The following is a 21397-nucleotide window of genomic DNA, read 5'->3' on the forward strand; positions in this document are numbered from 1 at the left end:
GGCATAACCGGCGGCCCCCCGGGCCGCAAGCGGCGTCAGTTCGAGGCGCTGCGCGTCGGCTGGCGATAGAAGTAATGGGCGCCGATGGTGGCGGTCTTGGGGAAGCGATTGGCCCAGGACGGATGCACGGCCTTGGTGTGGTAGTGCGTGGCGCCCTGCGTCAGGCGGCGCGGCACACCGTCGATCAGCAGCTTTGCGACCTTGCCGACACGGGCAAAGGCAGTCTTGTTGCCGATGGCGTCAGAGTTGTTGTCGCAGGTCCAGCTGAACTGGCAGGCGAACTTCTTGCCCGACCCCTGATGCACGACACCGCAGACCGTGTTGGGATAGGCCGCGCTGTCGACGCGGTTCATGATGACCTCGCCCACGGCAAAGATGCCCTGCACCCCCTCGCCCCGCGCCTCGAAGTAAAGCGCGTCGGCCAGGCATTCCCATTCGCTGTTGCCCTTGGGGGCCGACATGGACGACAGGTAGGCATCGGTCATCACCGCATCGCCGCCGCTGGGGGCCGCGTTGCGGCGCGCGCTGTCCGGCACCGCGGTCAGCGCCGACAGGCGATTGTCGGGAACAATCGCCAGTGCCTGACGTTCCTGACCCAGAACCGCACCCAAACGGGCCGCCAGAACCTCCTCTGCCGTGGCCGACTGTGCGAGTGTCAGCGTGGCGAGGGTCATGCAGGCGGTCAGCAGGCGGCGCAGGGCAGTGTTCATCGGTCAAGGCTTTCGTTCCGCACGGTCAGCCCCGTGCAGGCAGCGACCGTCTAGCGAAAGCTGACGCTGGGGTAAACCTTGCGGCTTGGCCAAATCCTGCCACTTTGATTCAACACACCGATTCGGCCGCCAAGCGGCTTTTTTCTAGTGCTGCAAGGCCGGTGACGCTTGCCCTTCACGACCCGTCAAGCGTTCTTCCAATGCGAGCTGAGCGGCGGAAAGCCGCGCAAGCGGTACCCGGAACGGCGAGCATGAAACGTAGTTGAACCCCTGCGCGCGACAGAATCCGATCGCCGCCCGAGTCCCCCCGTGCTCGCCGCAAATCGAGACGACGACATCGGGACGACCCGCCCGGCCCCGCGCCGCGCCGATCGCCAGAAGCTCGCCGACGCCGTCGAGGTCGAGGGTATGGAACGGATCCTCCTCGTAGACACCCTGCTGGACGTAGGTCGACATGAACCGCCCGGCATCGTCGCGCGACAGACCATAGGTCATCTGGGTCAGGTCGTTGGTGCCGAAGGACAGGAAAGACGCGTGCTTGACGATATCCTGCGCCCGCAGCGCCGCCCTGGGGGTTTCCACCATGACGCCCAGCTTGAAGGCAAAGGTGACGCCCATCTCGCTCTGCACCGCGCGGGCCACCGAATCGACGCGGACCTTGATCAGTTCGACCTCGCGCATCGCGCTGATCAGGGGGATCATGATCTCGGGCTGCACGACCAGACCGCGGGCCGCGACATCCGCCACCGCCTCGAAGATCGCCCGGGCCTGCATCTCGTAGATTTCGGGGATCGCGATACCCTGCCGCACGCCGCGCATGCCCAGCATCGGGTTGTATTCGCTCAGCGCCTGCACCCGGTCCGTGACCGCCGTCAGCGGCATCGCCAACTGCTCGGCCAGATCGCGCTGCCCCGCCTTGTCGTAGGGCAGGAATTCGTGCAGCGGCATGTCGAACAGACGGATGCAGACCGGCCGCCCCTGCATGATCGCGAACAGCTCCGCGAAATCGTTGCGCTGCATCGGCAGCAGCCGGTCCAGCACGGCGCGCCGGTCGTCGGCGGTCTCGGCAAAGATCATCTCGCGCATGACGCCCAGCCGGTCGCCTTCGAAGAACATGTGCTCCGTCCGGCAAAGCCCGATGCCTTCGGCGGCGAAGTTGCTGGCGGTCTGCGCGTCGGCGGGCGTGTCCGCATTGGCGCGCACGCCGATGTCGCGGAAATCGTCGGCCCAGGACAGCAGCGTCTGAAAGGACGCGTCCAGCGTCGCTTCCAGCATCTGTGGACTGCCGGCCAGCACGGTGCCGGTGGTGCCGTCGATGGTGATCGTCTCGCCCACCGCAAAGCGCCGCCCGCCGGGGGCGACAATCTGGCCGCGCTTGCGGTCGATGGTCAGGTCCGACGCCCCCACCACGCAGGGCACGCCAAGGCCGCGACCGATGACGGCGGCATGGCTGGTGATGCCGCCGCGCATGGTCAGCACGGCTTGCGCCGCATGCATGCCGCGAATGTCCTCTGGCGTCGTCTCGCGGCGCACCAGCACGCAGGCCTCGCCGCGCGCGGCACTTGCCTGCGCCTCTGCCGCGGTCAGCACGATCCGGCCCGTCGCGGCACCGGGGCTGGCGGCGATGCCGCGCACGATCACGTCGCGCACCGCGGCCGGATCGACCTGCCGGTGCAGCATTTCCGACAGGGCATTGGACGGCACGCGCATCACCGCTTCCTCGCGCGGGATGATGCCGTCGCTCGCCAGATCGACGGCGATCTGGACCTGCGCCCGGCTCGACCGCTGCACCCGCACGGCATCCAGGATATGCAACACGCCATCCTCCAGCGTGAACTCGATCTGCATCTCCTCGCGCAGGCGGCTGCGGGCGGTCCAGCCGTAAGCCAGAAGCTGGGCAAAGACGTCCGGGCAGATATCCTCCAGCGCCGGGCCGCGCTGGTCGCTGGTCAGATAGATCGCGCCGGCCTTGTCGTTCAGCGCATCGCGCCCCTGGCTCTGGCTCAGGTAACGGCCGACGACCTGCGGCTGGCCGGTCGTGGCGTTGACGTACTGGATCACGCCGGACCCGCTCTCTCCGTCGCCGACACCCAGCGCCATCGCCTGCACCACAAGGCCCAGACCCGCATCAACCGGGGCGCCCTTCGCCTCTCGCAGCAGCCGGGCAGAGGTGCCGTCCCAGGCCCGCGCCATGGACCGCAGCACCTCGGACAGCTGCACGCCGACGTCCTGCGGAAAGGGCTCTTCCGCCTCCGCCTCGAAGGTGTCGAGGGCGGCGTGCAGGGCGTGGATGCCGGTCAGGTTGGGGAAATCGAAAACCTCCGGGTCCAGCCGCGCGACGTGGACGGCGTAGGACTGCACGAAACGCAGGTAAAGTGCCGTCGCCGCAGCCTCGCCCACCCGTTTGGTCAGGTGGCGGTGGCTGACCGCGTTCATCCCGATGTTCAGGATCGCCCCCGGCCCGCCCCAGTCCGGGTCCTGCGATGACGGCCGCACCGACAGCAGCGGCATCTCTCCAAAGGGTTCCAGCAGGCTCTCGACCGGGGGCAGCTGCCCCTTGGCGCAGCGCTGGACGGCGGCAAAGGACAGGGCCAGCGTCGTCGGCACGGGCATGTCGAGCCGGATCAGGCGCTGCAGGCACTTCGCCCGCCCGCCGTGCATCGACGGCGACATCTGCGCCGTGGGCGTGATCAGGGTCACATCCGGATAGATCGACGTCTGCTGCACTGCGGCATTCCCTTGTTCACCTGCAGCATAGGATGTGATGCCCCATCGTGCAAAGGAAAGCCTGTCGCATGGTCCGAAAGGTGGAAGTCAGCCCTCGATCCGTGTCAGGTCCGCCACGGACAGGCAGATGGTGCGGATGCGCGACAGCAGGTTCAGGCGGTTGCGCCGCAGGATCTGGCTTTCCGCATTCACCTGCACATCGGTAAAGAAGCGGTCGATCGGCTGCCGCAGCGCCGCCATGGCCGCCATCGCGGCGCTGAAATCCTCATCGCGCATCGCCGGGGCGATTTGCTCTTCGGCGGTGTCGAGCGCCGTGAAGAGGTCCTTTTCCGCCTGATCCTCGGCGAACTTGATGTCGGCCCCGAAGGAGTATTCGACGCCGTCCTTGTCCTCGGCCTGCGTCAGGATGTTGTTGGCGCGCTTGAAGCCCTGGATCAGGTTCTCGCCGTCGTCGGTGTCGAGCGTCGCCTGCAGCGCCCGGGCCCGCTTGACCAGCAGCGTCAGGTCGTCGTTGTTCGGCATGGCGATGCAGGCGTCGATGACGTCGTGCCGGATGCCCTGATCCTTGAGGTAGACCTTCAGGCGGTCGTGGAAGAACGACAGCAGCGAAGGCGCCCACGGTTTTTCCTCGAATGTTCCACCCATCGGCAACTGCAGATCATTCTCCAGCACCAGCCGGATCACCCCCAGCGCCGCACGGCGCAGCGCGAACGGATCCTTCGACCCTGTCGGCTTCTCGTCGATCGCCCAGAAGCCCGTCAACGTGTCCAGCTTGTCGGCCAGCGCCACGGCGACAGAGACGGGTGCGGTCGGCACGGCGTCCGAAGGGCCCATCGGCTTCCAATGCTCCTCCGCCGCGGCGGCGACGGCGGCGTCGCGACCGGCGGCTTCGGCGTAATAACGCCCCATAAGCCCTTGAAGTTCGGGGAATTCCCCGACCATCTCCGACCGCAGGTCAGCCTTGGCGATCTGGGCCGCTTCGAACGCCTGATCCGAGTCGGCGCCGACGACCGGCGCGATCTCGCGCGCCAGCGCCGCGATCCGGTCGATCCGGTCGCGCTGCGATCCCAGCTTGTTGTGGAAGGTCACCGCCGCCAGACCGTCCAGCCACGGCCCCATCCCCGCCTGCGCCACGCGCAGGTCGTTGTCCCAGAAGAACTTCGCATCCGACAGCCGCGCCGACAGCACCCGCTGGTTGCCGTTCAGGATCGTGGCCCCATCGTCCGCCGTCTCGATATTGGCGACGGTGACGAATCGTTCGATGCGCCCGGTCTTGGGGTTGCGGACCGAGAAAAACTTCTGGTGCTCCTTCATCGAGGTCTGCAGCACCTCTGGCGGCAGGTCGAGGAAGGTCTCGTCGATCCGCCCCATCAGCACGACCGGCCATTCGACCAGCCCCGCGACCTCGGCCAGCAGGCCGCGATCCTCCACCACCTCCAGCCCGGTAGCAAAAGCCTGCGACGTGGCGTCCTGCCAGATCGCATCGGCGCGCTCGTCCGGGCGCAGCATGACCTTCGCGCGCTTCAGCTTCGCCTCGTAATCGTCGAAGGATGTTACGGAAAACGCCTCCGGCCCCATGAAGCGGTGGCCGCGTGTCGTGTTGCCCGACTTGAGGCCGTCGACGTCCAGCGGCACCACTTCTGCCCCGTCATCGCCGACGAGGATGCAAAGGATGGAATGCAGCGGACGCACCCAGCGCAGGCTGCCAGACCCCCAGCGCATCGACTTGGGCCACGGGAACGTGCGGATCGTCCGTTCCAGCACCTCTGCCACGATATCCGCCGCGGTCCGCCCCGGCCTGTCGATCATCGCGACGTAGAAGGCGCCCTTCTTGTCCTCGCGCGTTTCCAGCTGATCTACAGTCAGGCCGACGCCGCGCAGGAACCCTTCCAGCGCCTTATCCGGCGCGCCGACCTTCGGCCCCTTGCGCTCTTCGCGCTGGCTGCGGCTCTCTGCCGTCAGATCCTCCACCGACAGGGTCAGGCGACGGGGCGTGGCAAAGGCGGCGGCGGCGGCATAGGTCAGACCCGCCTCGACCAGCCCGTCGGTCACCAGCTTCTTCAGGTCGGCACTGGCCTGCGCCTGCATGCGGGCGGGAATTTCTTCAGAGAAGAGTTCGATCAGAAGGTCGGGCATCAGCGCGTGCTTTCCGGTGGGGTGGGACAGCCTTCGGGGGCGGGGTTGCCGTCAAAGACGACCTCGCCGCAGGCGTTGATCTGGTGCCAGGCATAGGCCCGGCCGTCGGGGTAGACGGCGACGATCCGGTCGATGCCGTATTTCACGTCCTTCTGGCCGATGAAACCGACGGCGACGCCCGCCTCGAGGTCCGCACCGATCTGTTTCGCATCGAAGCAGTCGAACCAGCCGGGCGCGACGCGCGGCTCTGCGCCGTCGACGATCTCGTAGGTCTCCGTCAGCATCGCAAGGCTTGCTGGCATGTCATAGCAGGCGCGATAGCGCAGCGGGCTGCTGTTGCTGTCGATGCCGCGAAAGTTGTCGAAGGCGATGGGCTCGGCCTCGCCGCTGGTCAGGGACACCAGTTCGACAACGGCCTGATCCGCCGGCACCTCGGCATAATAGGCATAGACCTGAAGGTAATAGAGGGCGACGCCGGCGATGAGGGCGATGATCAAGATGGCACCTATCCAGAGTTTCGCGATCACGCGGCAGCGCCCCCGGCGGGGGTCTGCACGAAGGCATCGGCGCAGGCCTTGGCCAAAGCACGCACCCGCCCGATGTAGGCCTGCCGTTCCGTCACGGAAATCACGCCGCGCGCGTCCAGCAGGTTGAACAGATGGCTGGCCTTGATCGCCTGATCGTAGGCCGGATGCGCCATGCGGATCGTCTTGCCGGTCTTGGGGTCGATGGCGTCCTGACCCAGGATGCTGGCGCATTCCGCCTCGGCATCCCTGAAATGCTGCAGCAGCGTGTCGGTATCCGCCACGTCGAAGTTCCAGCGCGCGTATTCCTGTTCGGTCTGCAGGAAGATGTCGCCATAGGTCAGCGGGGTCGGCGCACCGGGGTCGTTGAAGGGCATGTCCATGACGTGATCGACGCCAAGGACATACATCGCCAGCCGCTCCAGCCCATAGGTCAGCTCTCCTGACACGGGCGAACAGTCGTGGCCGCCGACCTGCTGGAAATAGGTGAACTGCGACACCTCCATGCCGTCACACCAGACCTCCCACCCCAGACCCCAGGCGCCCAGCGTCGGGCTTTCCCAGTCGTCCTCGACAAAGCGGATGTCGTGCAGGGCGGCGTCGATGCCGATCGCCCGGAGCGACCCGAGATAGAGGTCCTGCAGGTCCGGCGGGCTTGGCTTGATGATGACCTGATACTGGTAATAGTGATGCAGCCGGTTCGGATTTTCCCCGTAGCGCCCGTCCGTCGGGCGGCGTGACGGCTGGACGTAGGCGGCCGCCCAGGGCTTCGATCCCAGCGCGCGCAGGGTGGTGGCCGGGTGGAAGGTGCCGGCGCCGACCTCCATGTCGTAGGGTTGCAGCATGGCGCAGCCCTGCCCCGCCCAATAGGTCTGAAGCCGCAGGATGATCTCCTGGAAACTGCGCGGTTGGTCGGCCATGTCGCCCCCTGTCAAACGTCTGCGTTGCATAGGCCGGGCGGCGGAAAGGGTCAATCGTGCCACAGCCGCTTAATTCAGGCGGGAACACGCCGATTTGTGCTGCAGACCGGGACGGTCCTGCTAGAAACGCGCGCGACACGACTGTTCCGAATTTCATGGGTATCTGGCTGATGACACGTTCCGCGATCTGGGCAAGTGCCCTTGCACTCACCCTTGCTGCGCAGGGGGCGGTGGCACAGGTCAGCGGCACCTGGATCCAGCTCGAGGCGCAGCCGACCCAGACCGCCGCCGCCACCCGCGTGCGGGTCTACGCCCAGCGGGCAGAGGATGTGGCGGGCTTCGCGCTGGGGCGGAGCTGGTATGCCATCGTCGCCGGCCCCTACCCCGACCGGGCGGCGGCGACGGATGCGCTGCGCGATCTGCGGCAGGCGGGGCTCGCCCCCGGCGATGCCTTCCTGACCAACGGCGAACGCTTCGGCGACCAGTTCTGGCCGGTGGCCGGCGGCACCCCCGCCCCCCAGAGGGCAGAGCCCGAGGCGCCTGCGCCGGACGCGCCGCAGACCGTCACCGTGACGACGCCCGAGGCGGCCGCGCCGCAAACCGCGCCCGCGATCCCCGAAGAAAGCCTGCAGGACGCCCGCGTGTCCGAACAGGCCCTGTCCCAGCCCCAGAAAGAGCAGTTGCAGACCGCTCTCGGCTGGGCGGGCTTCTATGATGCAGAGATCGACGGCGCCTTCGGCCGCGGCACCCGCACCGCGATGGAAGCGTGGCAACTGGCGCAGGGCTTCGCCCCCACCGGCGTGCTGACCACGGCGCAGCGCGCGCAGCTGGTCGGCGCCTACAATGCCGTGCTGGACGGGATGAACCTGCAACTGGTCCGCGACACCGCCGCCGGGGTCGAGGTCATGATCCCCACCGGCGCCGTCAGCTTCACCGGCTACGAGCCGCCCTTCGCCCGTTACGGCGCCAAGGGCGATGTCCCCGCACAGGTGCTGCTGATCAGTCAGGAGGGCGACCAGAACCGGCTCTTCGGCCTTTACGAGATCCTGCAGACGCTGAAGATCTTTCCACCCGAGGGCGAACGCACCCGCCGCGACGACAGTTTCGAGATCGCGGGCAGCAATGACGAGGTGCAGTCCTACGTCACCGCCCGGCTGGCGGACGGGCAGATCAAGGGCTTCGCACTGGTCTGGCCCGCTGGCGACAGCGGCCGCTTCGACCGCCTGCGGGCGGAAATGCAGGCCAGCTTTGCCGTGACCGAAGGCGTGCTCGACCCCGCCATCGCGCGCCCGGACGAGGATCAGGCCATCGACCTCGTGGCCGGGTTGCAGATCCGCAAGCCGAAGGCGACGCGCACCGGCTTCTACATCGACGCCACGGGGCGCGTGCTGACCGACGCGGCGGCCCTCGGCGCCTGCGACGAAATCACCATCGACGGCAGCCATACCGCCACGACGACCCATGTGGACGCGGACCTTGGCATCGCCGTGCTGACCCCCGACGACCGCCTGTCGCCGCAATCCGTCGCCGCCTTCCAGACGCAGATGCCCCGCATCCAGACAGAGATCGCCGTCGCGGGCTTTCCCTACGGCGGCGTGCTGGTGACGCCGACGCTGACCTTCGGCCGCCTCGCCGACATCCGCGGCCTGAACGGAGAGGACACGATCAAGCGTCTGACCCTGACGGCACAGGCCGGTGACGCGGGCGGGCCGGTCTTCGACAACGGCGGCGCCGTGCTGGGCATGCTGCTGCCCAACACGCCCCGGGGCGGGCAGGTCCTGCCCCCCGACGTCAGCTTCCTGCTGGACGCCGGCACCATCGTCAGCGCCCTGTCGGACGCCGGGATCACGGCCACGACGACCGACACCCTCGCCTTCATGCCCCCTGAAACCCTGACTCTGCGGGCCGCCGAAAGCACCGTGCTGGTCAGTTGCTGGTAACGGCCGCCGCTGACCCTGTGTCGGAACCCTGTCCTGCACGACACGGGCAGTCCGGCCGCATCCGCGAAGCCATATCTTCACCATTGACCGTCAGACTGGCGCCCGGACGGGAATCGCGAAAGCCGGCACATGAACAGGATCGGGACCGGCACCAGACCGCGGGATGACGCCCCGGCGGACGTGCTGGACATGCTTCAGACATCGGTTGCCCTCATCGGCATCTACGACGCGCATCTGGGTGACGGAAACCATGCGCGACGACGGCTGGATCATCTACGTCGGCACCGACGTCACGCAGCTGAACGCCTCCGAACGGCATCTGCGCCTGGCTCGCGACGCCCTGCTCCGCCAATCCGCCACCGACGATCTGACGGGCGTGTCGAACCGCCGCCACATCCTCGCCCGGTTGCAGGAGGTTCTGGATTCGGCGCAGGACGGCTGGGCCTGCGTCCTCGACATCGACCACTTCAAGCGGATCAACGATAGCTACGGCCACCAGACCGGCGACGACGTCCTCGTCAGGTTCGCGCGGGCGGTGCGCGGGACCATCCGGCTCAGGGATGCCTTCGGCCGTGTCGGAGGAGAGGAGTTCCTGATCCTCTTCGCCACCCCGCACCTGTCAGAGGCGTCCACTGCGCTGCAGCGGATCCGCGACGCGCTGACCGCCGAGACGATTGGCCTGCCCGACGTGACACTTACGGTGTCCGGCGGTCTGACCGCCATCGCCGTCGGGGACACGCAGGCCCAGATCCTGCGACGGGCCGATCTGGCGCTGTACTGCGCCAAGCAGAACGGGCGCAACCAGATCAGGCTGGCGCTGGCCGACGACCCGCCGTCCGATCCGCTGCTTCTGTCAGAGGCGCGGCGCTAGCCCGGTCCATCCGGCCGGTCACTCCCGCCAGAACCGGGGCGTCAGGATGACCAGCACGACCATGATCTCCAGCCTGCCGATCCACATGGCGGCGGCCAGCAGCCACTTGGCGGTGTCGTTGATCGGCTCGAAGTTGCCAGCCGGGCCGATCACGTTGCCAAGGCCGGGGCCGACATTGGCCATCGCCGTCGCCGCCCCGCTGACGGAGGTGATGAAATCCAGCCCCGTCAGCCCCAGCAGCACCGAAAACAGCCCCAGCAGCAGGATGAAGGCCACGAAGATCGCCATGACCGAATTCATGACGTCCTGCCCCACCGGCCGCCCGTCGAAGCGGGGGACGAAGATGCCGTGCGGCGAATGGATCGTCCTGATCTGCGCCTTCAGCGAGGCAAAGAGCAGCTGGTAGCGGAACACCTTCAGCGAACAGGCGGTGGACCCGGCGCAGCCGCCGATCAGCCCGATGAAGAAGAACATGACCACCGGGAAGGTGCCCCATGCCATGTAGTTCGCGCTGGCGTATCCGGTGCCGGAGATGATCGAGACGACGTTGAACAGCGACTCGCGCAGGGCAACCTCTGTCACGGCGCCTTCGCGGCCCCAGACCCAGACGGTGATCATCAGCACGCAGAACACGATGATGCCGACGAAGGTCCCGATCTGGCTGTCCCGAAAGAACGGCCGCGCCGACCCGTTCAGCATCTGGACGTAACGGACGAAGGGCAGTGCCGCGCTGAACATGAAGAAGGCGCCGACATAATGGATGCCCGCGCCGTAGATGCCGAAGGACGCATCCGTATTCGCCATGCCGCCGGTGGACAGGGTCGTCATCGCATGCACCACAGCATCGAAGGCGGGCATCCCCAGCGCGTTGTAGGTCAGCCCGCAGGCGATCGTCAGCCCGACGTAGATGACGGATATGCTGGACGCGATCTGCCCGGCGCGGGGCAGGATCTTGCCCATCGTCTCGAAGGATTCGGACCGGAAGATCTGCATGCCGCCGACCCGCAGTTCCGGCAGGAAGACCATCGCGACGACGATGATCCCGATGCCGCCCAGCCACTGCAGCGTGCCGCGCCACAGCTTGATGCCCGCCGGCAGCGCCTCCAGCCCGCCCAGCACCGTGGCGCCGGTCGTGGTCAGACCCGACATCGCCTCGAAATAGGCGTCGGTGAAGTTGCAGTTCGTGGCGCCGATGATGAAGGGAATCGCGCCGAAGACCGGCAGCGTCACCCAGATGGTCGAGGTCAGCAGAAAGGTCTGCCGCACGGTCAGCCCGGTGCCCACGCCGTTCGCACAGGCCATCGCCAGCAACCCGCCGGTCAGCATCGTCACGATCGAAGCCTCGAGGAAGATCGGCCAGTGCCCGTTTCCGGCCAGCAGGTCGGCGGCGAAGGACGGAATCATCGTGACCCCGAGCGTGGCCACCAGCAGGCCGATCACGTATCCGACGGGGCGCAGGTCAATCATCGCGCTTGCGTGCCCCGCAGCCGTCGTGCTGTCAAGCGGCGGCATCGCCCCCGCGCGTCAGCCGGCGTGGTGCAAAGAGGCAAAGAGCCGCGGATCGAGCGAGGCCGCCGCAAAGGTCGGCCCTTCGGTCAGCACCGATACCGCGTCATGGCTGTGCAGGCTTTCCTGATGGCTGGCGACGACGCGGAAATCCCCGACCCGCTGGTCGAGGTGCAGCTGCTCCGTGAAAAGCCGGGCCGCATCCTCGACGAAGATCGGGTTGGCGGCGTTCAGCTCGGCAAAGGCCTGCTCGTCCTCGCGCTTGACCATGACCTGCGTTTCCGTCGGCACCGCCGCGCGGGCCATGTCGATCAGATCCTCGAACCACATCACCCGCTGACCCGGCACCAGCACCACCGACAGCCGCGCGACGGACCGCTGCGAATGCGGCGTCGCCAGCTGGCCGCGGAACTGGCGGGCATGTTCCGACAGTTCCAGCGAACAGGGGCAGGTGCTGGAATAGACATAGTCGAGGTGCACGATCTTCTGCCGCACGCCGGACTGTTCGACCAGCTCCAGCGCGATGTCATAGTATTGATAGCCGCTCAGCCCGGACCGCAGGCTCTGCACCTTCATCGGGAAGGAGAATCGCATCTGGATGCGCGCGTCGAAGCTGTCGAGGTCGGTCATGTAGGCGTCCAGCGCCCGTTCGATCACGTCGAAGCTGAAGGTCTCCTCGGCGTGCTGGTAGAAGGTCCGCATGATCCGGGACATGTTGATGCCCTTCTTCTCGGCATCGAGGCTGACGGTCCCGGTCACGCTGGTTTCCAGCGTCAGGTCGCCGCCCGCGCGGGTATGGAACCGGATGGGCAGCCGGAAGTTGGAAATCCCGACGTGCTGGATCTGGCGTGGCAGCCCGCGGATCAGGCTGGCAGGGCCGTTCTGCAGGTCCGGCATCGTGGCCCTGTAGGCGGCGTCGACCTCGAAATCCTCGGGGTAGGCGCGGGCCAGCGCGGGGTAATTCGACACCGCCTGCCCCGGCAGCAGGCGTCCGACCAGCGGGTCCAGCGCGCCGATCTCCTCGGGCGTGGCCCCGCCAGCCCAGCGGCGCAGAAGGCTCAGGGCGGCCTCTGCCTCGGCACGGCTGGGCTGACGATCCAGATCGCGGGATTGAAGGTTCATGACGGCGGACCCCTTGTGCGGTGTTGAAGCCCTTAGATGGGGCGCGCGCATCCGTTTTCCAATTTTATTGATTCAGTTTAACGAAATGTTGCGGCTGTCGCGTGTGACATAGTGTCAGGCCCCCATCCTGCCCTGCCGGCACCGCCGGATCAACCGCCCGGTGGCGGCAGGTCGTAGGCCATCAGCGTTGTGACGATGGCCGCCGCCCCGGTGCCGCGCGTCCTCTGGCCCGTCTCATTCCAGCCCTGTCGGCGAAAGAACGTCCGGCTTTGCGCGCTGGCCTCGACCGTCAGCCGCGCCACGGGGCGACCTGTCAGCTCTGCCAGCAGATGCCGGTAAAGCGCAAAGGCCAGCCCCCGCCCGATCTGCGCCGGGTCCACGAACAGCAGGTCGATGTGATGCCCGTCCGAAAGGCTCAGGAACCCTGCCGGAACCCCGTCCACGCGGGCGACCCATGTGTCAAGCCCCGCAAGGCGGTCGGCATAGGCCTCTGCCGACCGGACCTCTGGCGCCCAATCCGCCAGTTGCACCGGCGTGTAGTGGCCCGCCGCGCCGATCCGCACCGCGCGGTAGAAGATCGACGCCAGCGCCCCCGCATCCGCCACGTCGTAAGGGCGGATGCAGGGTGTCATCAGGCGACGTCCAGCGCCGCCAGCAGGTCGGCCAGCAGGTCGTCCGCATCCTCCAGCCCCACCGACAGGCGGATCAGGCCGGGCGTGATGCCCAGATGCGCCTTCTGGTCGTCGGGCAGGCGCTGGTGCGTGGTGGACGCAGGCGGCGTCGCGATGGATTTCGCATCGCCGAGGTTGTTCGAGATCAGGAAGATCTCCAGCGCGTTCAGCAGCCGGAACGACGCCTCCTGCGATCCGGTGTCGATCGACAGCACCGTGCCGCCGCAGCCCATCTGCGCCATGCAGACCGCGTGTTGCGGGTGGCTTTCCAGCGCCGGATAGATCACGCGGGTCAGCTTCGGGTGGCCTTCCAGCCCCTTGGCGATATGCAGCGCGCTCGCGGTCTGGGCGCGCACCCGCAGGTCCATGTGCTCCAGCCCCTTGACCAGCATCCACGCGGTGAAGGGCGACATGCTGCCGCCGGTGTGCTTCATGTAGGGCTCGACCGTGCCGCGGATGAACTCTTTCGACCCCAGGATCACGCCCGCCAGTGCCCGGCCCTGCCCGTCGATGTGCTTGGTCGCGGAATAGATCACCGCGTCCGCGCCCAGCTCGAACGCGCGGGAATAGACCGGCGTGGCAAAGACGTTGTCGACCATGACCATCGCGCCCTGCGCATGGGCCAGATCGGCGATCGCCCTGATGTCGGCCACTTCCAGCGCGGGGTTCGAGATGCTTTCGAAGAACGCGATCTTCGTATCCGGGCGCAGCGCCGCCTTCCACTGGTCCAGATCGGTGCCGTCGACGAAAGTGACCTCGACGCCGAAGCGGGTCAGCACCTCTTCCAGCACGTAAAGGCAGGACCCGAACAGCGCCCGCGCGCTCACCACATGGTCGCCCGCCTTCAGCACGCTCATCAGCGCGCCCGACACGGCGGCCATGCCGGATGCCGTGGCAAAGGCATCCTCCGCCCCCTCGATCGCGGCGATCCGGTCCTCGAACATTGCGGTGGTGGGGTTGCCGTAGCGGGCATAGATGAACTCGTCGTCGCCCGCCTTGAGGAACCGCTGCTGCGCGTCCTCTGCCGTATCATAGACGAATCCCTGCGTCAGGAAGATCGCCTCGGACACCTCGCCCCACTGACTGCGGCGGGTGCCGGCGTGGACGGCCTTGGTGCGCTTGTTCCATTCGGTCATGGCGTGTCCTTTCGGGACAAAGAAAAACCCCGACGCCACGGGCATCGGGGCAGACCCCTCAAACCCTTTTAGCGGAATGTTTAACGTGGCCCGCAATCCGGCATCAAATCACCACGTCGTCGCTATAGGCGTGGCGCAAATGGTCGTCAAGGCGCGCGCTGGTGTCACCGGGCGGTTACGGAATCGCTCTACCCCTTCCGTCATCAAGATCTTGTGCGGGTTTGCCCATGACCTACCAGACCACACCGGACCGTCGCCCCTTCCGCGACCGCATCGCGCAAGCCGTGGCCCTGCCCCCCGACATGCTGGACGACGAGGTGACGGACATCGTCCTCTTCCGCCTGTCCCTGCTGCTGAACCGGGCGACCGGCGGCGCGGCGGACATGACCTTTTCCGCCCGCACCGCCGCGGGGTGCCAGCGGGGCGGATGGCGCGCACCGCTCTGGCACCTGCCGCGGATCGTCATAGACCTCTACTGCCACCGCTTCCGGGCAGAGATTGCCCATTGCGCCACGGCACTGGCCAACTACCATCGCAGGCGCGGCTGACCCGGGCCGCGACTGCGCGAAAGTCCTGCCCATGACCGCCCCCATCGACCTTTATTTCTGGCCCACGCCGAACGGCTGGAAGGTCTCCATCGCGCTGGAGGAATGCGCCCTGCCCTACACCACGCATCTGGTGAACATCGGCGCCGGCGACCAGTTCAAGCCAGAGTTCCTGAAGATCTCGCCCAACAACCGGATGCCCGCCATCGTCGATCCCGAGGGCCCCGACGGCGCGCCCATCGCGATCTTCGAATCGGGGGCGATCCTGCAGTATCTGGCGCGCAAGACGGGGCAGTTCGGCGGCGCGACGGAACGCGACCGCATCGCCGTCGACCAGTGGCTGATGTGGCAGATGGGCGGCCTTGGCCCGATGGCCGGTCAGGCGCACCACTTCCTGAAATACGCCCCCGCAATGGACCCGCCCAACGACCTGCCCTACGCCAAGGACCGCTACCGGTCCGAGGTCGCGCGTCTGTATGGCGTCATGGACCGCCAGCTGGCGCAGCACGCCTACATTGCGGGCGACGCATACAGCATCGCCGACATGGCCTGCTGGGGCTGGGCCTCGCTCTGGGAAGGGCAGCAGCAGACCCTGGACGACAAGCCGCACCTCGCCCGCTGGCTGAAGGAGGTCGGCGCCCGACCCGCCGTGCAGCGCGGCCGCGCCCTGCACGCGGACCTGCGCGGCGATATCGCAAAGGACCGCGGCGCGCAGGCGCAGCTTTTCCGCAAGCCGTCCTAACCCGATCTTTACCCCGGCCCGCTAGACCCCGGTGCAATCGCGCAAGGGGTTTTCCGCATGCACAAGCAATACAGGCGCCACCGCTATCCGACCGCCTATCCGGTCGCGGTCACCACGCCGACGGGGCGGCAAAGCGCGGTGCTGATCGACGTCAATCAGGGCGGCGCCCGGCTGGAAGGGATCGACAACGTCATGCGCGGCGACCGGATCACCCTGCATGTGCTGAACGAACAGGTGCCGGGACTTGTCCGCTGGACCGCCGCCCACCGCATCGGCGTGGCCTTCCAGAAACCCGCGCGGCCCGCGCTCGTCGATATCCTGCGGCAGGGCGTGCGCAGCAGCATCGCCAACCGGTTCAGCTCCACCGGCCTGCGGGAAATGCACTAGGGTTTGCGGTCGCCGCCATCCTCGATCGTATAGGCGTTGAAGACCCCCATCTGCGACACGAAGAAGACCATCATCAGCAGCGGAAAGCCGAAGGTCTCGATCTTGACCCACAGATCGGTGGACTGGGTGCGCCACAGCACCTCGTTGAAGACCGCCATCGCGGCCAGGAACAGCGTCATCCGGCGGGTCAGGATCATCCAGCCCTCATGCCGCATCGGCATGACCTCTCCCATGATCCATTCCAGATAGGACCGGCCGCGCAGCAGCCCGATCCCCAGCGCCGCCGCCATCAGCCCGTAGATGATCGTCGTCTTCATCTTGAAGAAGCGTTCGTCATTGAACCACGCGGTCAGCCCGCCGAAGAAGATCACCATGAAGGCGGTGAAGACCTGGATCCGGCTCAGCCGCCCGGTCATCGCCCAGAGGATCCCCATCGCGACCAGCAGGATCGGGATGAACACCAGCGTCGCCACGATGAACCCGGTATATTCCGTCCCGCCAATGACATAGACCTCGTCCTTGATGCGGGTGTAGATCAGGAAGAACAGGACCGTCGGGCCCAGCTCCAGCACCTGCTTCAGAATCGGATTGATCTCGCGCGTGGCCATATCGGGTCCCCTCAGCCGCCCATTTCAACGATTACGGCGCCAAGCGCAACCAGTGCCATCAGCGCCGCCCGCCGTTTGCCCACGTGCTCGCCCAGAAAGAACCAGCCGATCAGCGCCGCGAAGACGGTCGAGGTCTCGCGCAGCACCGCCGCCTCGCCCACCTTGTCGAGACGCGTCGCCAGCATGACACCGCCAAAGGACAGCCATGCGATGAAGGACCCCGCAAAGCCGCGCAGCAGCAGCGGCCCCAGCGCTGGCGGGTCCGCCATCCTGCGGTAGCGGATCGCCGCCAGCACCGGAAAGTCGATGGCGGTGACCAGAAAGAACCACGCGAGAAAGGTGAAGGGGTCCGCCGCCTGCCGGATGCCGAAGGCGTCGTAGGTCGTATAGAAGGCCACGAGGACACCCCCCGCCACCGCCCAGAGCAGCCCGATCCGCATCACCGCAGGGTCGATCCGGTTCTCGCGCAGGTTCACCCAGGCCAGCAGCAGGATGCCCCCCGACAGGCAGGCCACGCCCAGCCACTGCAGGGCCGTGAAATGTTCGTGAAAGATCACGCTCGCCGCCAGCACCGTCACCAGCGGCCCGGTGCCGCGCACGACCGGATAGACGACCGTATAGGCCGCCCGCTCGTAGGCCAGCGCCATCGTCACCTTGAATCCGAAGTGGATCACCAGCGCCCCCGCCAGAAGCAGCGCGATCTGCGCCGTGGGCCATGGCACCACGAAAAGCGCGACCGGGGCCGAAATCACGATCAGCCAGCCGTCGATGGACCCGCGCGACAGCCACGGATCGTGCCGCCCCTTCTGCAGTGCGCCGAAGGCCGCATGCGACACCGCCGACAGCAGCGCTAGCAGCGTCGCCAGACGCGCGCCCTCGGGCGTCCCGGCGATCCCGACCAGCCAATCGCCCATCAGCGGGCGCAGCCGGGGCGCCAGCCCCCCGGCTGACGCCGCCCCCCGGCGTTTCTCCGGTCAGATGAAGGGATCACCCGTCCAGACCTACCAGCGCGCGGGCAAAATCCTCGGGGTCGAAGGGGGCGAGGTCGTCGATCTGCTCGCCCACGCCGATGGCATGGATCGGCAGGCCGAACTTGTCCGCCAACGCCACCAGCACGCCGCCCTTGGCAGTCCCGTCCAGCTTGGTCATCACGAGGCCGGAGACATCGGCCAGTTCCTGAAACACCTTGACCTGCTGCAGCGCGTTCTGGCCCGTGGTGGCGTCCAGCACCAGCAGGGTATTGTGCGGCGCGTCCGGGTCCTTCTTGCGGATGACGCGGACGATCCTCGACAGTTCCTCCATCAGGTCGGCGCGGTTCTGCAACCGCCCCGCCGTATCGATCATCAGCAGGTCGGCGCCGTCGGCCTGCGCCTTGGTCATGGCGTCGAAGGCAAGGCTTGCGGGGTCGGACCCCTGCGCCGCCGTCATCACCGGCACCCCGGCGCGGTCGCCCCAGACCTGCAACTGTTCGACCGCCGCCGCGCGAAACGTGTCGCCGGCGGCGATCACCACCGACTTGCCGGCGGCCCGGAACTGGCTCGCCAGCTTGCCGATCGTCGTGGTCTTGCCGGACCCGTTCACGCCCACCACCAGCACCACCTGCGGTTTCTGGTTGTAAAGCGGCATCGGCCGCGCGACCGGGTCCATGATCCGCGTCACCTCGTCCGCCAGCAGCTGCTTGATCTCCTCCACCGACAGCCGCTTGCCGATCCGCCCCTCGGCCATGTTGGCGGTGACGCGCAGGGCGGTGTCGACGCCCATGTCGGCGGCGATCAGAAGCTCTTCCAGCTGCTCCACCATGGCGTCGTCAAGGGTGCGGCGCACCACCTCCGGCTGGTCGCCGCCGAACATCCGCCCAAGGATGCCGGGCTTCTTCGCCGGCGCGGTGGGGGCATAGGCCTCCTGCGGGATCGGTTCCGGGCTGGGGATCGGGACGACCGGGGGCACCGCGGCGGGCGGCACTGCGGCGGGCACCTCCGGCGCCGGTGTCGCCTCTGCCGTGCCGCCATCGCTGACGATCGCGTCAAGGCCGGCGTCCAGCTGCGACGACGACCGGAACATCCGGTCCTTCAGTTTCTTGAAAAACGCCATGATCTTGTCCTGCGGTCGGGTCACGCCCTAGCTAATGCCAAGTGCCGCCGAAGGAAAGGGCGCGGCATCGCAACCGGTTGACCCGGACACCGCGCCCGCATCTAAGCTGGGATCATGTTGCGTGCCCTGTGCCTTGTCCTTCTGGTATGCCTGCCCGGTCTGGCCCGTGCGGACCCCGGCACGCTGTGCAGCACCGGACGCTTCGGCGCGGTCCAGTGCATCCGGCCCGCCCATTTCGTCCACGACACCTGTCAGGCGATCGACGCCTTCGCGCGGCACAACGCCCTCGACCCCGCCTTCTTTGCCCGGCTGATCTGGCAGGAAAGCCGGTTCGACCCCAACGCCCTGTCGCCCGCCCGCGCCCGCGGCATCGCCCAGTTCATCGACAGCACGGCCCAGCTGCGCGGCCTACGCGACAGCTACAACCCTGCGGAAGCCCTTGAATATTCGGCACAATACCTTGGCGATCTGGTGCGCCGCTTCGGCAATCCGGGCCTTGCTGCCGTCGCCTACAACGGCGGAGAAGCCCGGGCAGAGGGCCTTGTCGCCGGCACCGGCGGTCTGGCGCGCGAAACCGTCGACTACGTCCAGATCGTCACCGGCCTGACGGCGGAAACATGGCGCGACAGCCCGCCCGAGGATCCCGATTTCCGCCTGCAGGGCGACACGCCCTTCCAGCCCGCCTGCCGCGACATGGCCCGCAACCGCAACTACACCCAGTTCAAGCCGCCCGCGCCCTCCTACGCGCCCTGGGGTGTGCAGCTGGCCTTCGGCCGGACAGAGGCCGCGGCCCGCACCGCCTTCGACCGGCGCGCCCGGGCCTGCAGCGGCACGCTGGCAGGCAAGCAACTCGACCTGATCTTCACCCGCAACCGGGTCTCGGGGCGCAAGGGCTACTACATGGCACGCATCGGCGCGCAATCGTCCCGAGAGGCGAACGGATTGTGTAACACGATCCGCAGGCAGGGCTGCACCTGCGCGGTCTATCGTAACTAGATCAGCGCCTTACACCTCGTCCTTGAAGTGCGTCAGCACCGACCGGATCGGGTTCGGCGCCGCCTGTCCCAGCCCGCAGATGCTGGCGTCGACCATGACGTCGCAGAGGTCGGTCAGCAGATCGGCGTCCCAGTTGTCCGCCTGCATCAGCTTCACCGCCTTCTCGCAGCCGACACGGCAGGGCGTGCACTGTCCGCAGGATTCGTCGGCGAAGAATTCCAGCATGTTCAGCGCGGCCCCCCGCGCGGAGTCCCGGTGCGACAGCACCACGACCGCCGCTGACCCGATGAAGGTGCCGTATTTCTGCAGCGTATCGAAATCCAGCGGCACGTCGTCGATGCTGGCGGGCAGCAGGCCCGACGACGGCCCGCCCGGCTGGTAGGCCAGGAACTCGTGCCCCTCCGCCATGCCGCCCGCCGCCGCGATCACGTCGCGGATCGTGGATCCGGCGGGCAGAAGATAGACCCCCGGCACCGCGACCCGGCCCGATACCGAGTAATTGCGCAACCCCTTGCGCCCGTTGCGTTCCACGCTGCTCAGGATCTCCGGCCCCTCGCGCAGCACGCGCGCGACCCAGACCAGGGTCTCGACATTGTGGACCAGCGTCGGCCGGCCGAAGATGCCCCGTTGCGCCACGAAGGGCGGTCGGTGGCGGGGAATGCCGCGCTTGCCCTCGATGCTTTCGATCATCGCGGATTCCTCGCCGCAGATGTAGGCCCCGGCGCCGCGCCGCAGGTCGACATAGCCGCGCGCAATGATCCCCGCATCCTCCAGCGCATGAAGTTCGTTGCGCAAGATATTGAGAACGGCGGGATATTCGTCGCGCATATACAGATAGACGCGCTCCGCTTCCACCGCCCATGCGGCGACCAGCATCCCTTCGAGGAACAGATGCGGCGTCCGTTCCAGATACCAGCGGTCCTTGAACGTCCCCGGCTCGCCCTCGTCACCGTTCACCGCCATCAGCCGCGGGCCGGGCTCCGCCCGGACGAAACCCCATTTCTTGCCGGACGGAAATCCCGCCCCGCCCAGCCCCCGCAAGCCAGAGGCGGCGACCTTGTCCTGCACCGCCGCCCAGTCGCCATCCCGCCGCAGACCCAGAAGGACGTCGTAACCGCCGCCCGCGCGATAGGCATCGAGCCCTTCGTAATCGGGCATATCCGCATGGGTGTGGCCCGCGTCGATCGCGGCCTTCACCTTGTCGACCGTGGCGTGATCGACGGAGTGGTGCCCCAGATGCAGCACCGGCGCCGTATCGCAGCGGCCCATGCAGGGCGCGCGCACCACGCGCACCCGGTCCGCGTCCAGCCCGTCCAGCAGCGCCTGCTTCAGCGCCTGCGCCCCCGCCAGTTCGCAGGACAGCGACTCGCAGATGCGGATGGTCAGCTGGGGCGGCGGCGCCTCGTCTTCCTTCACCACGTCGAAATGCGCGTAGAAGGTGGCGACCTCATAGACCTCGGCCTGTGACAGCCGCATCTCCTCGGCCAGCGCCCGCAGATGGGCGGCGGACAGACAGCCATAGCGGTCCTGGATCAGGTGCAGGTATTCGATCAGCATGTCGCGCGGGAACGGACCGTCGCCCAGCAGGTCGCGCACCTCGGCCCAGGCGGCATCGTCCAGCTGGCGGCCCTTGGGCGTGCGCCGCCCCTTGCCCTTGCCGGATTTCCAGATCCCGTCCTTTTCGTCCAGCGCCATCACGATCCCCCCTTGCACGCGCCCCGTGCCTAGCACAGGCCTGTCGCGGTGTCAGCGTCATTCAAAAGGC

The 21397-nt window shown here is 67.4% G+C and carries 19 protein-coding genes and 1 riboswitch; of the genes, 6 read left to right on the forward strand and 13 right to left on the reverse strand.

The window, feature by feature from the left end; genetic code table 11:
- Positions 1–35: 35 nt before the first annotated feature.
- From BUA54_RS11560 to BUA54_RS11580, 5 genes are all read right to left on the reverse strand, one after another.
- Positions 36–710 carry a cell wall hydrolase gene (locus BUA54_RS11560; RefSeq protein ID WP_072857417.1) on the reverse strand — a complete coding sequence of 225 codons (675 nt, stop codon included), beginning with the start codon at positions 708–710 and terminating at the stop codon, positions 36–38.
- Between the two features lie 144 nt (positions 711–854).
- Positions 855–3437 (reverse strand): putative PEP-binding protein, encoded by a 2583-nt coding sequence (locus BUA54_RS11565; RefSeq protein ID WP_245810644.1) that lies wholly within the window; start codon positions 3435–3437, stop codon positions 855–857.
- Between the two features lie 87 nt (positions 3438–3524).
- The gene (gene glyS, locus BUA54_RS11570) at positions 3525–5573 is read right to left on the reverse strand and encodes a glycine--tRNA ligase subunit beta (protein ID WP_072857418.1); all 2049 of its coding nucleotides are present in this window, start codon (positions 5571–5573) and stop codon (positions 3525–3527) included.
- The gene (locus BUA54_RS11575; RefSeq protein WP_245810650.1) at positions 5573–6070 is read right to left on the reverse strand and encodes a DUF6446 family protein; all 498 of its coding nucleotides are present in this window, start codon (positions 6068–6070) and stop codon (positions 5573–5575) included. Before BUA54_RS11575 ends, glyS begins: the two co-directional genes overlap by 1 nt.
- 26 nt (positions 6071–6096) lie before the next feature.
- Positions 6097–7017, reverse strand: coding sequence for a glycine--tRNA ligase subunit alpha (locus BUA54_RS11580; RefSeq protein WP_072857419.1), 921 nt, complete (start codon positions 7015–7017; stop codon positions 6097–6099).
- A 170-nt stretch (positions 7018–7187) separates the two neighbouring features.
- Between BUA54_RS11580 and BUA54_RS11585 the strand changes: the two genes are divergently transcribed.
- Positions 7188–8957 carry a trypsin-like peptidase domain-containing protein gene (locus BUA54_RS11585; RefSeq protein WP_072857646.1) on the forward strand — a complete coding sequence of 590 codons (1770 nt, stop codon included), beginning with the start codon at positions 7188–7190 and terminating at the stop codon, positions 8955–8957.
- Positions 8958–9207: 250 nt separating this feature from the next.
- Positions 9208–9828, forward strand: coding sequence for a GGDEF domain-containing protein (locus BUA54_RS11590; RefSeq protein WP_072857420.1), 621 nt, complete (start codon positions 9208–9210; stop codon positions 9826–9828).
- A gap of 18 nt (positions 9829–9846) precedes the next feature.
- On the opposite strand, the gene BUA54_RS11595 is transcribed toward BUA54_RS11590, so the two are convergent.
- The 4 genes from BUA54_RS11595 to metZ all read right to left on the reverse strand — a co-directional run bounded on the left by BUA54_RS11595 (position 9847) and on the right by metZ (position 14263).
- Positions 9847–11295: a TrkH family potassium uptake protein gene (locus BUA54_RS11595; RefSeq protein ID WP_072857647.1), complete on the reverse strand. Its 1449-nt coding sequence runs from the start codon at positions 11293–11295 to the stop codon at positions 9847–9849.
- Positions 11296–11352: 57 nt separating this feature from the next.
- Positions 11353–12456, reverse strand: a complete 1104-nt coding sequence (folE2, locus tag BUA54_RS11600; RefSeq protein ID WP_178352744.1) for a GTP cyclohydrolase FolE2 — start codon at positions 12454–12456, stop codon at positions 11353–11355.
- Positions 12457–12605: 149 nt separating this feature from the next.
- Positions 12606–13088 carry a GNAT family N-acetyltransferase gene (locus BUA54_RS11605; protein ID WP_072857422.1) on the reverse strand — a complete coding sequence of 161 codons (483 nt, stop codon included), beginning with the start codon at positions 13086–13088 and terminating at the stop codon, positions 12606–12608.
- Positions 13088–14263: an O-succinylhomoserine sulfhydrylase gene (gene metZ / locus BUA54_RS11610; protein WP_072857423.1), complete on the reverse strand. Its 1176-nt coding sequence runs from the start codon at positions 14261–14263 to the stop codon at positions 13088–13090. Before metZ ends, BUA54_RS11605 begins: the two co-directional genes overlap by 1 nt.
- Before the next feature lie 47 nt (positions 14264–14310).
- Positions 14311–14388: riboswitch (SAM riboswitch) on the reverse strand.
- Between the two features lie 102 nt (positions 14389–14490).
- Between metZ and BUA54_RS11615 the strand changes: the two genes are divergently transcribed.
- The 3 genes from BUA54_RS11615 to BUA54_RS11625 are packed head-to-tail and all read left to right on the forward strand — an operon-like array spanning position 14491 to position 15937.
- Positions 14491–14811: a hypothetical protein gene (locus tag BUA54_RS11615; RefSeq protein WP_072857424.1), complete on the forward strand. Its 321-nt coding sequence runs from the start codon at positions 14491–14493 to the stop codon at positions 14809–14811.
- 31 nt (positions 14812–14842) lie between these two features.
- Positions 14843–15550: a glutathione S-transferase N-terminal domain-containing protein gene (locus BUA54_RS11620; RefSeq protein WP_072857425.1), complete on the forward strand. Its 708-nt coding sequence runs from the start codon at positions 14843–14845 to the stop codon at positions 15548–15550.
- 57 nt (positions 15551–15607) lie between these two features.
- Complete coding sequence (locus BUA54_RS11625) at positions 15608–15937, forward strand: PilZ domain-containing protein (protein ID WP_072857426.1); 330 nt, start codon at positions 15608–15610, stop codon at positions 15935–15937.
- Here the strand turns inward: BUA54_RS11625 and BUA54_RS11630 are convergent.
- From BUA54_RS11630 to ftsY, 3 genes are all read right to left on the reverse strand, one after another.
- Positions 15934–16545 (reverse strand): inner membrane-spanning protein YciB, encoded by a 612-nt coding sequence (locus BUA54_RS11630; RefSeq protein WP_072857427.1) that lies wholly within the window; start codon positions 16543–16545, stop codon positions 15934–15936. The genes BUA54_RS11625 and BUA54_RS11630 overlap by 4 nt on opposite strands.
- 11 nt (positions 16546–16556) lie before the next feature.
- Positions 16557–17459 carry a DMT family transporter gene (locus BUA54_RS11635; RefSeq protein ID WP_072857428.1) on the reverse strand — a complete coding sequence of 301 codons (903 nt, stop codon included), beginning with the start codon at positions 17457–17459 and terminating at the stop codon, positions 16557–16559.
- A gap of 73 nt (positions 17460–17532) precedes the next feature.
- Entirely contained in the window at positions 17533–18636 is a 1104-nt protein-coding gene (ftsY, locus tag BUA54_RS11640; protein WP_072857429.1) for a signal recognition particle-docking protein FtsY, read from the reverse strand.
- 114 nt (positions 18637–18750) lie between these two features.
- On the opposite strand from ftsY, the gene BUA54_RS11645 reads away from it, so the two are divergent.
- Complete coding sequence (locus BUA54_RS11645) at positions 18751–19632, forward strand: lytic transglycosylase domain-containing protein (RefSeq protein WP_084114361.1); 882 nt, start codon at positions 18751–18753, stop codon at positions 19630–19632.
- A gap of 9 nt (positions 19633–19641) precedes the next feature.
- On the opposite strand, the gene BUA54_RS11650 is transcribed toward BUA54_RS11645, so the two are convergent.
- Positions 19642–21327, reverse strand: a complete 1686-nt coding sequence (locus tag BUA54_RS11650) for an NAD(P)H-dependent oxidoreductase subunit E (protein ID WP_072857430.1) — start codon at positions 21325–21327, stop codon at positions 19642–19644.
- Between the last annotated feature and the right edge of the window lie 70 nt (positions 21328–21397).

Source organism: Loktanella atrilutea (assembly GCF_900128995.1).
In the GTDB taxonomy this organism is placed as follows: Bacteria; Pseudomonadota; Alphaproteobacteria; order Rhodobacterales; family Rhodobacteraceae; genus Loktanella; species Loktanella atrilutea.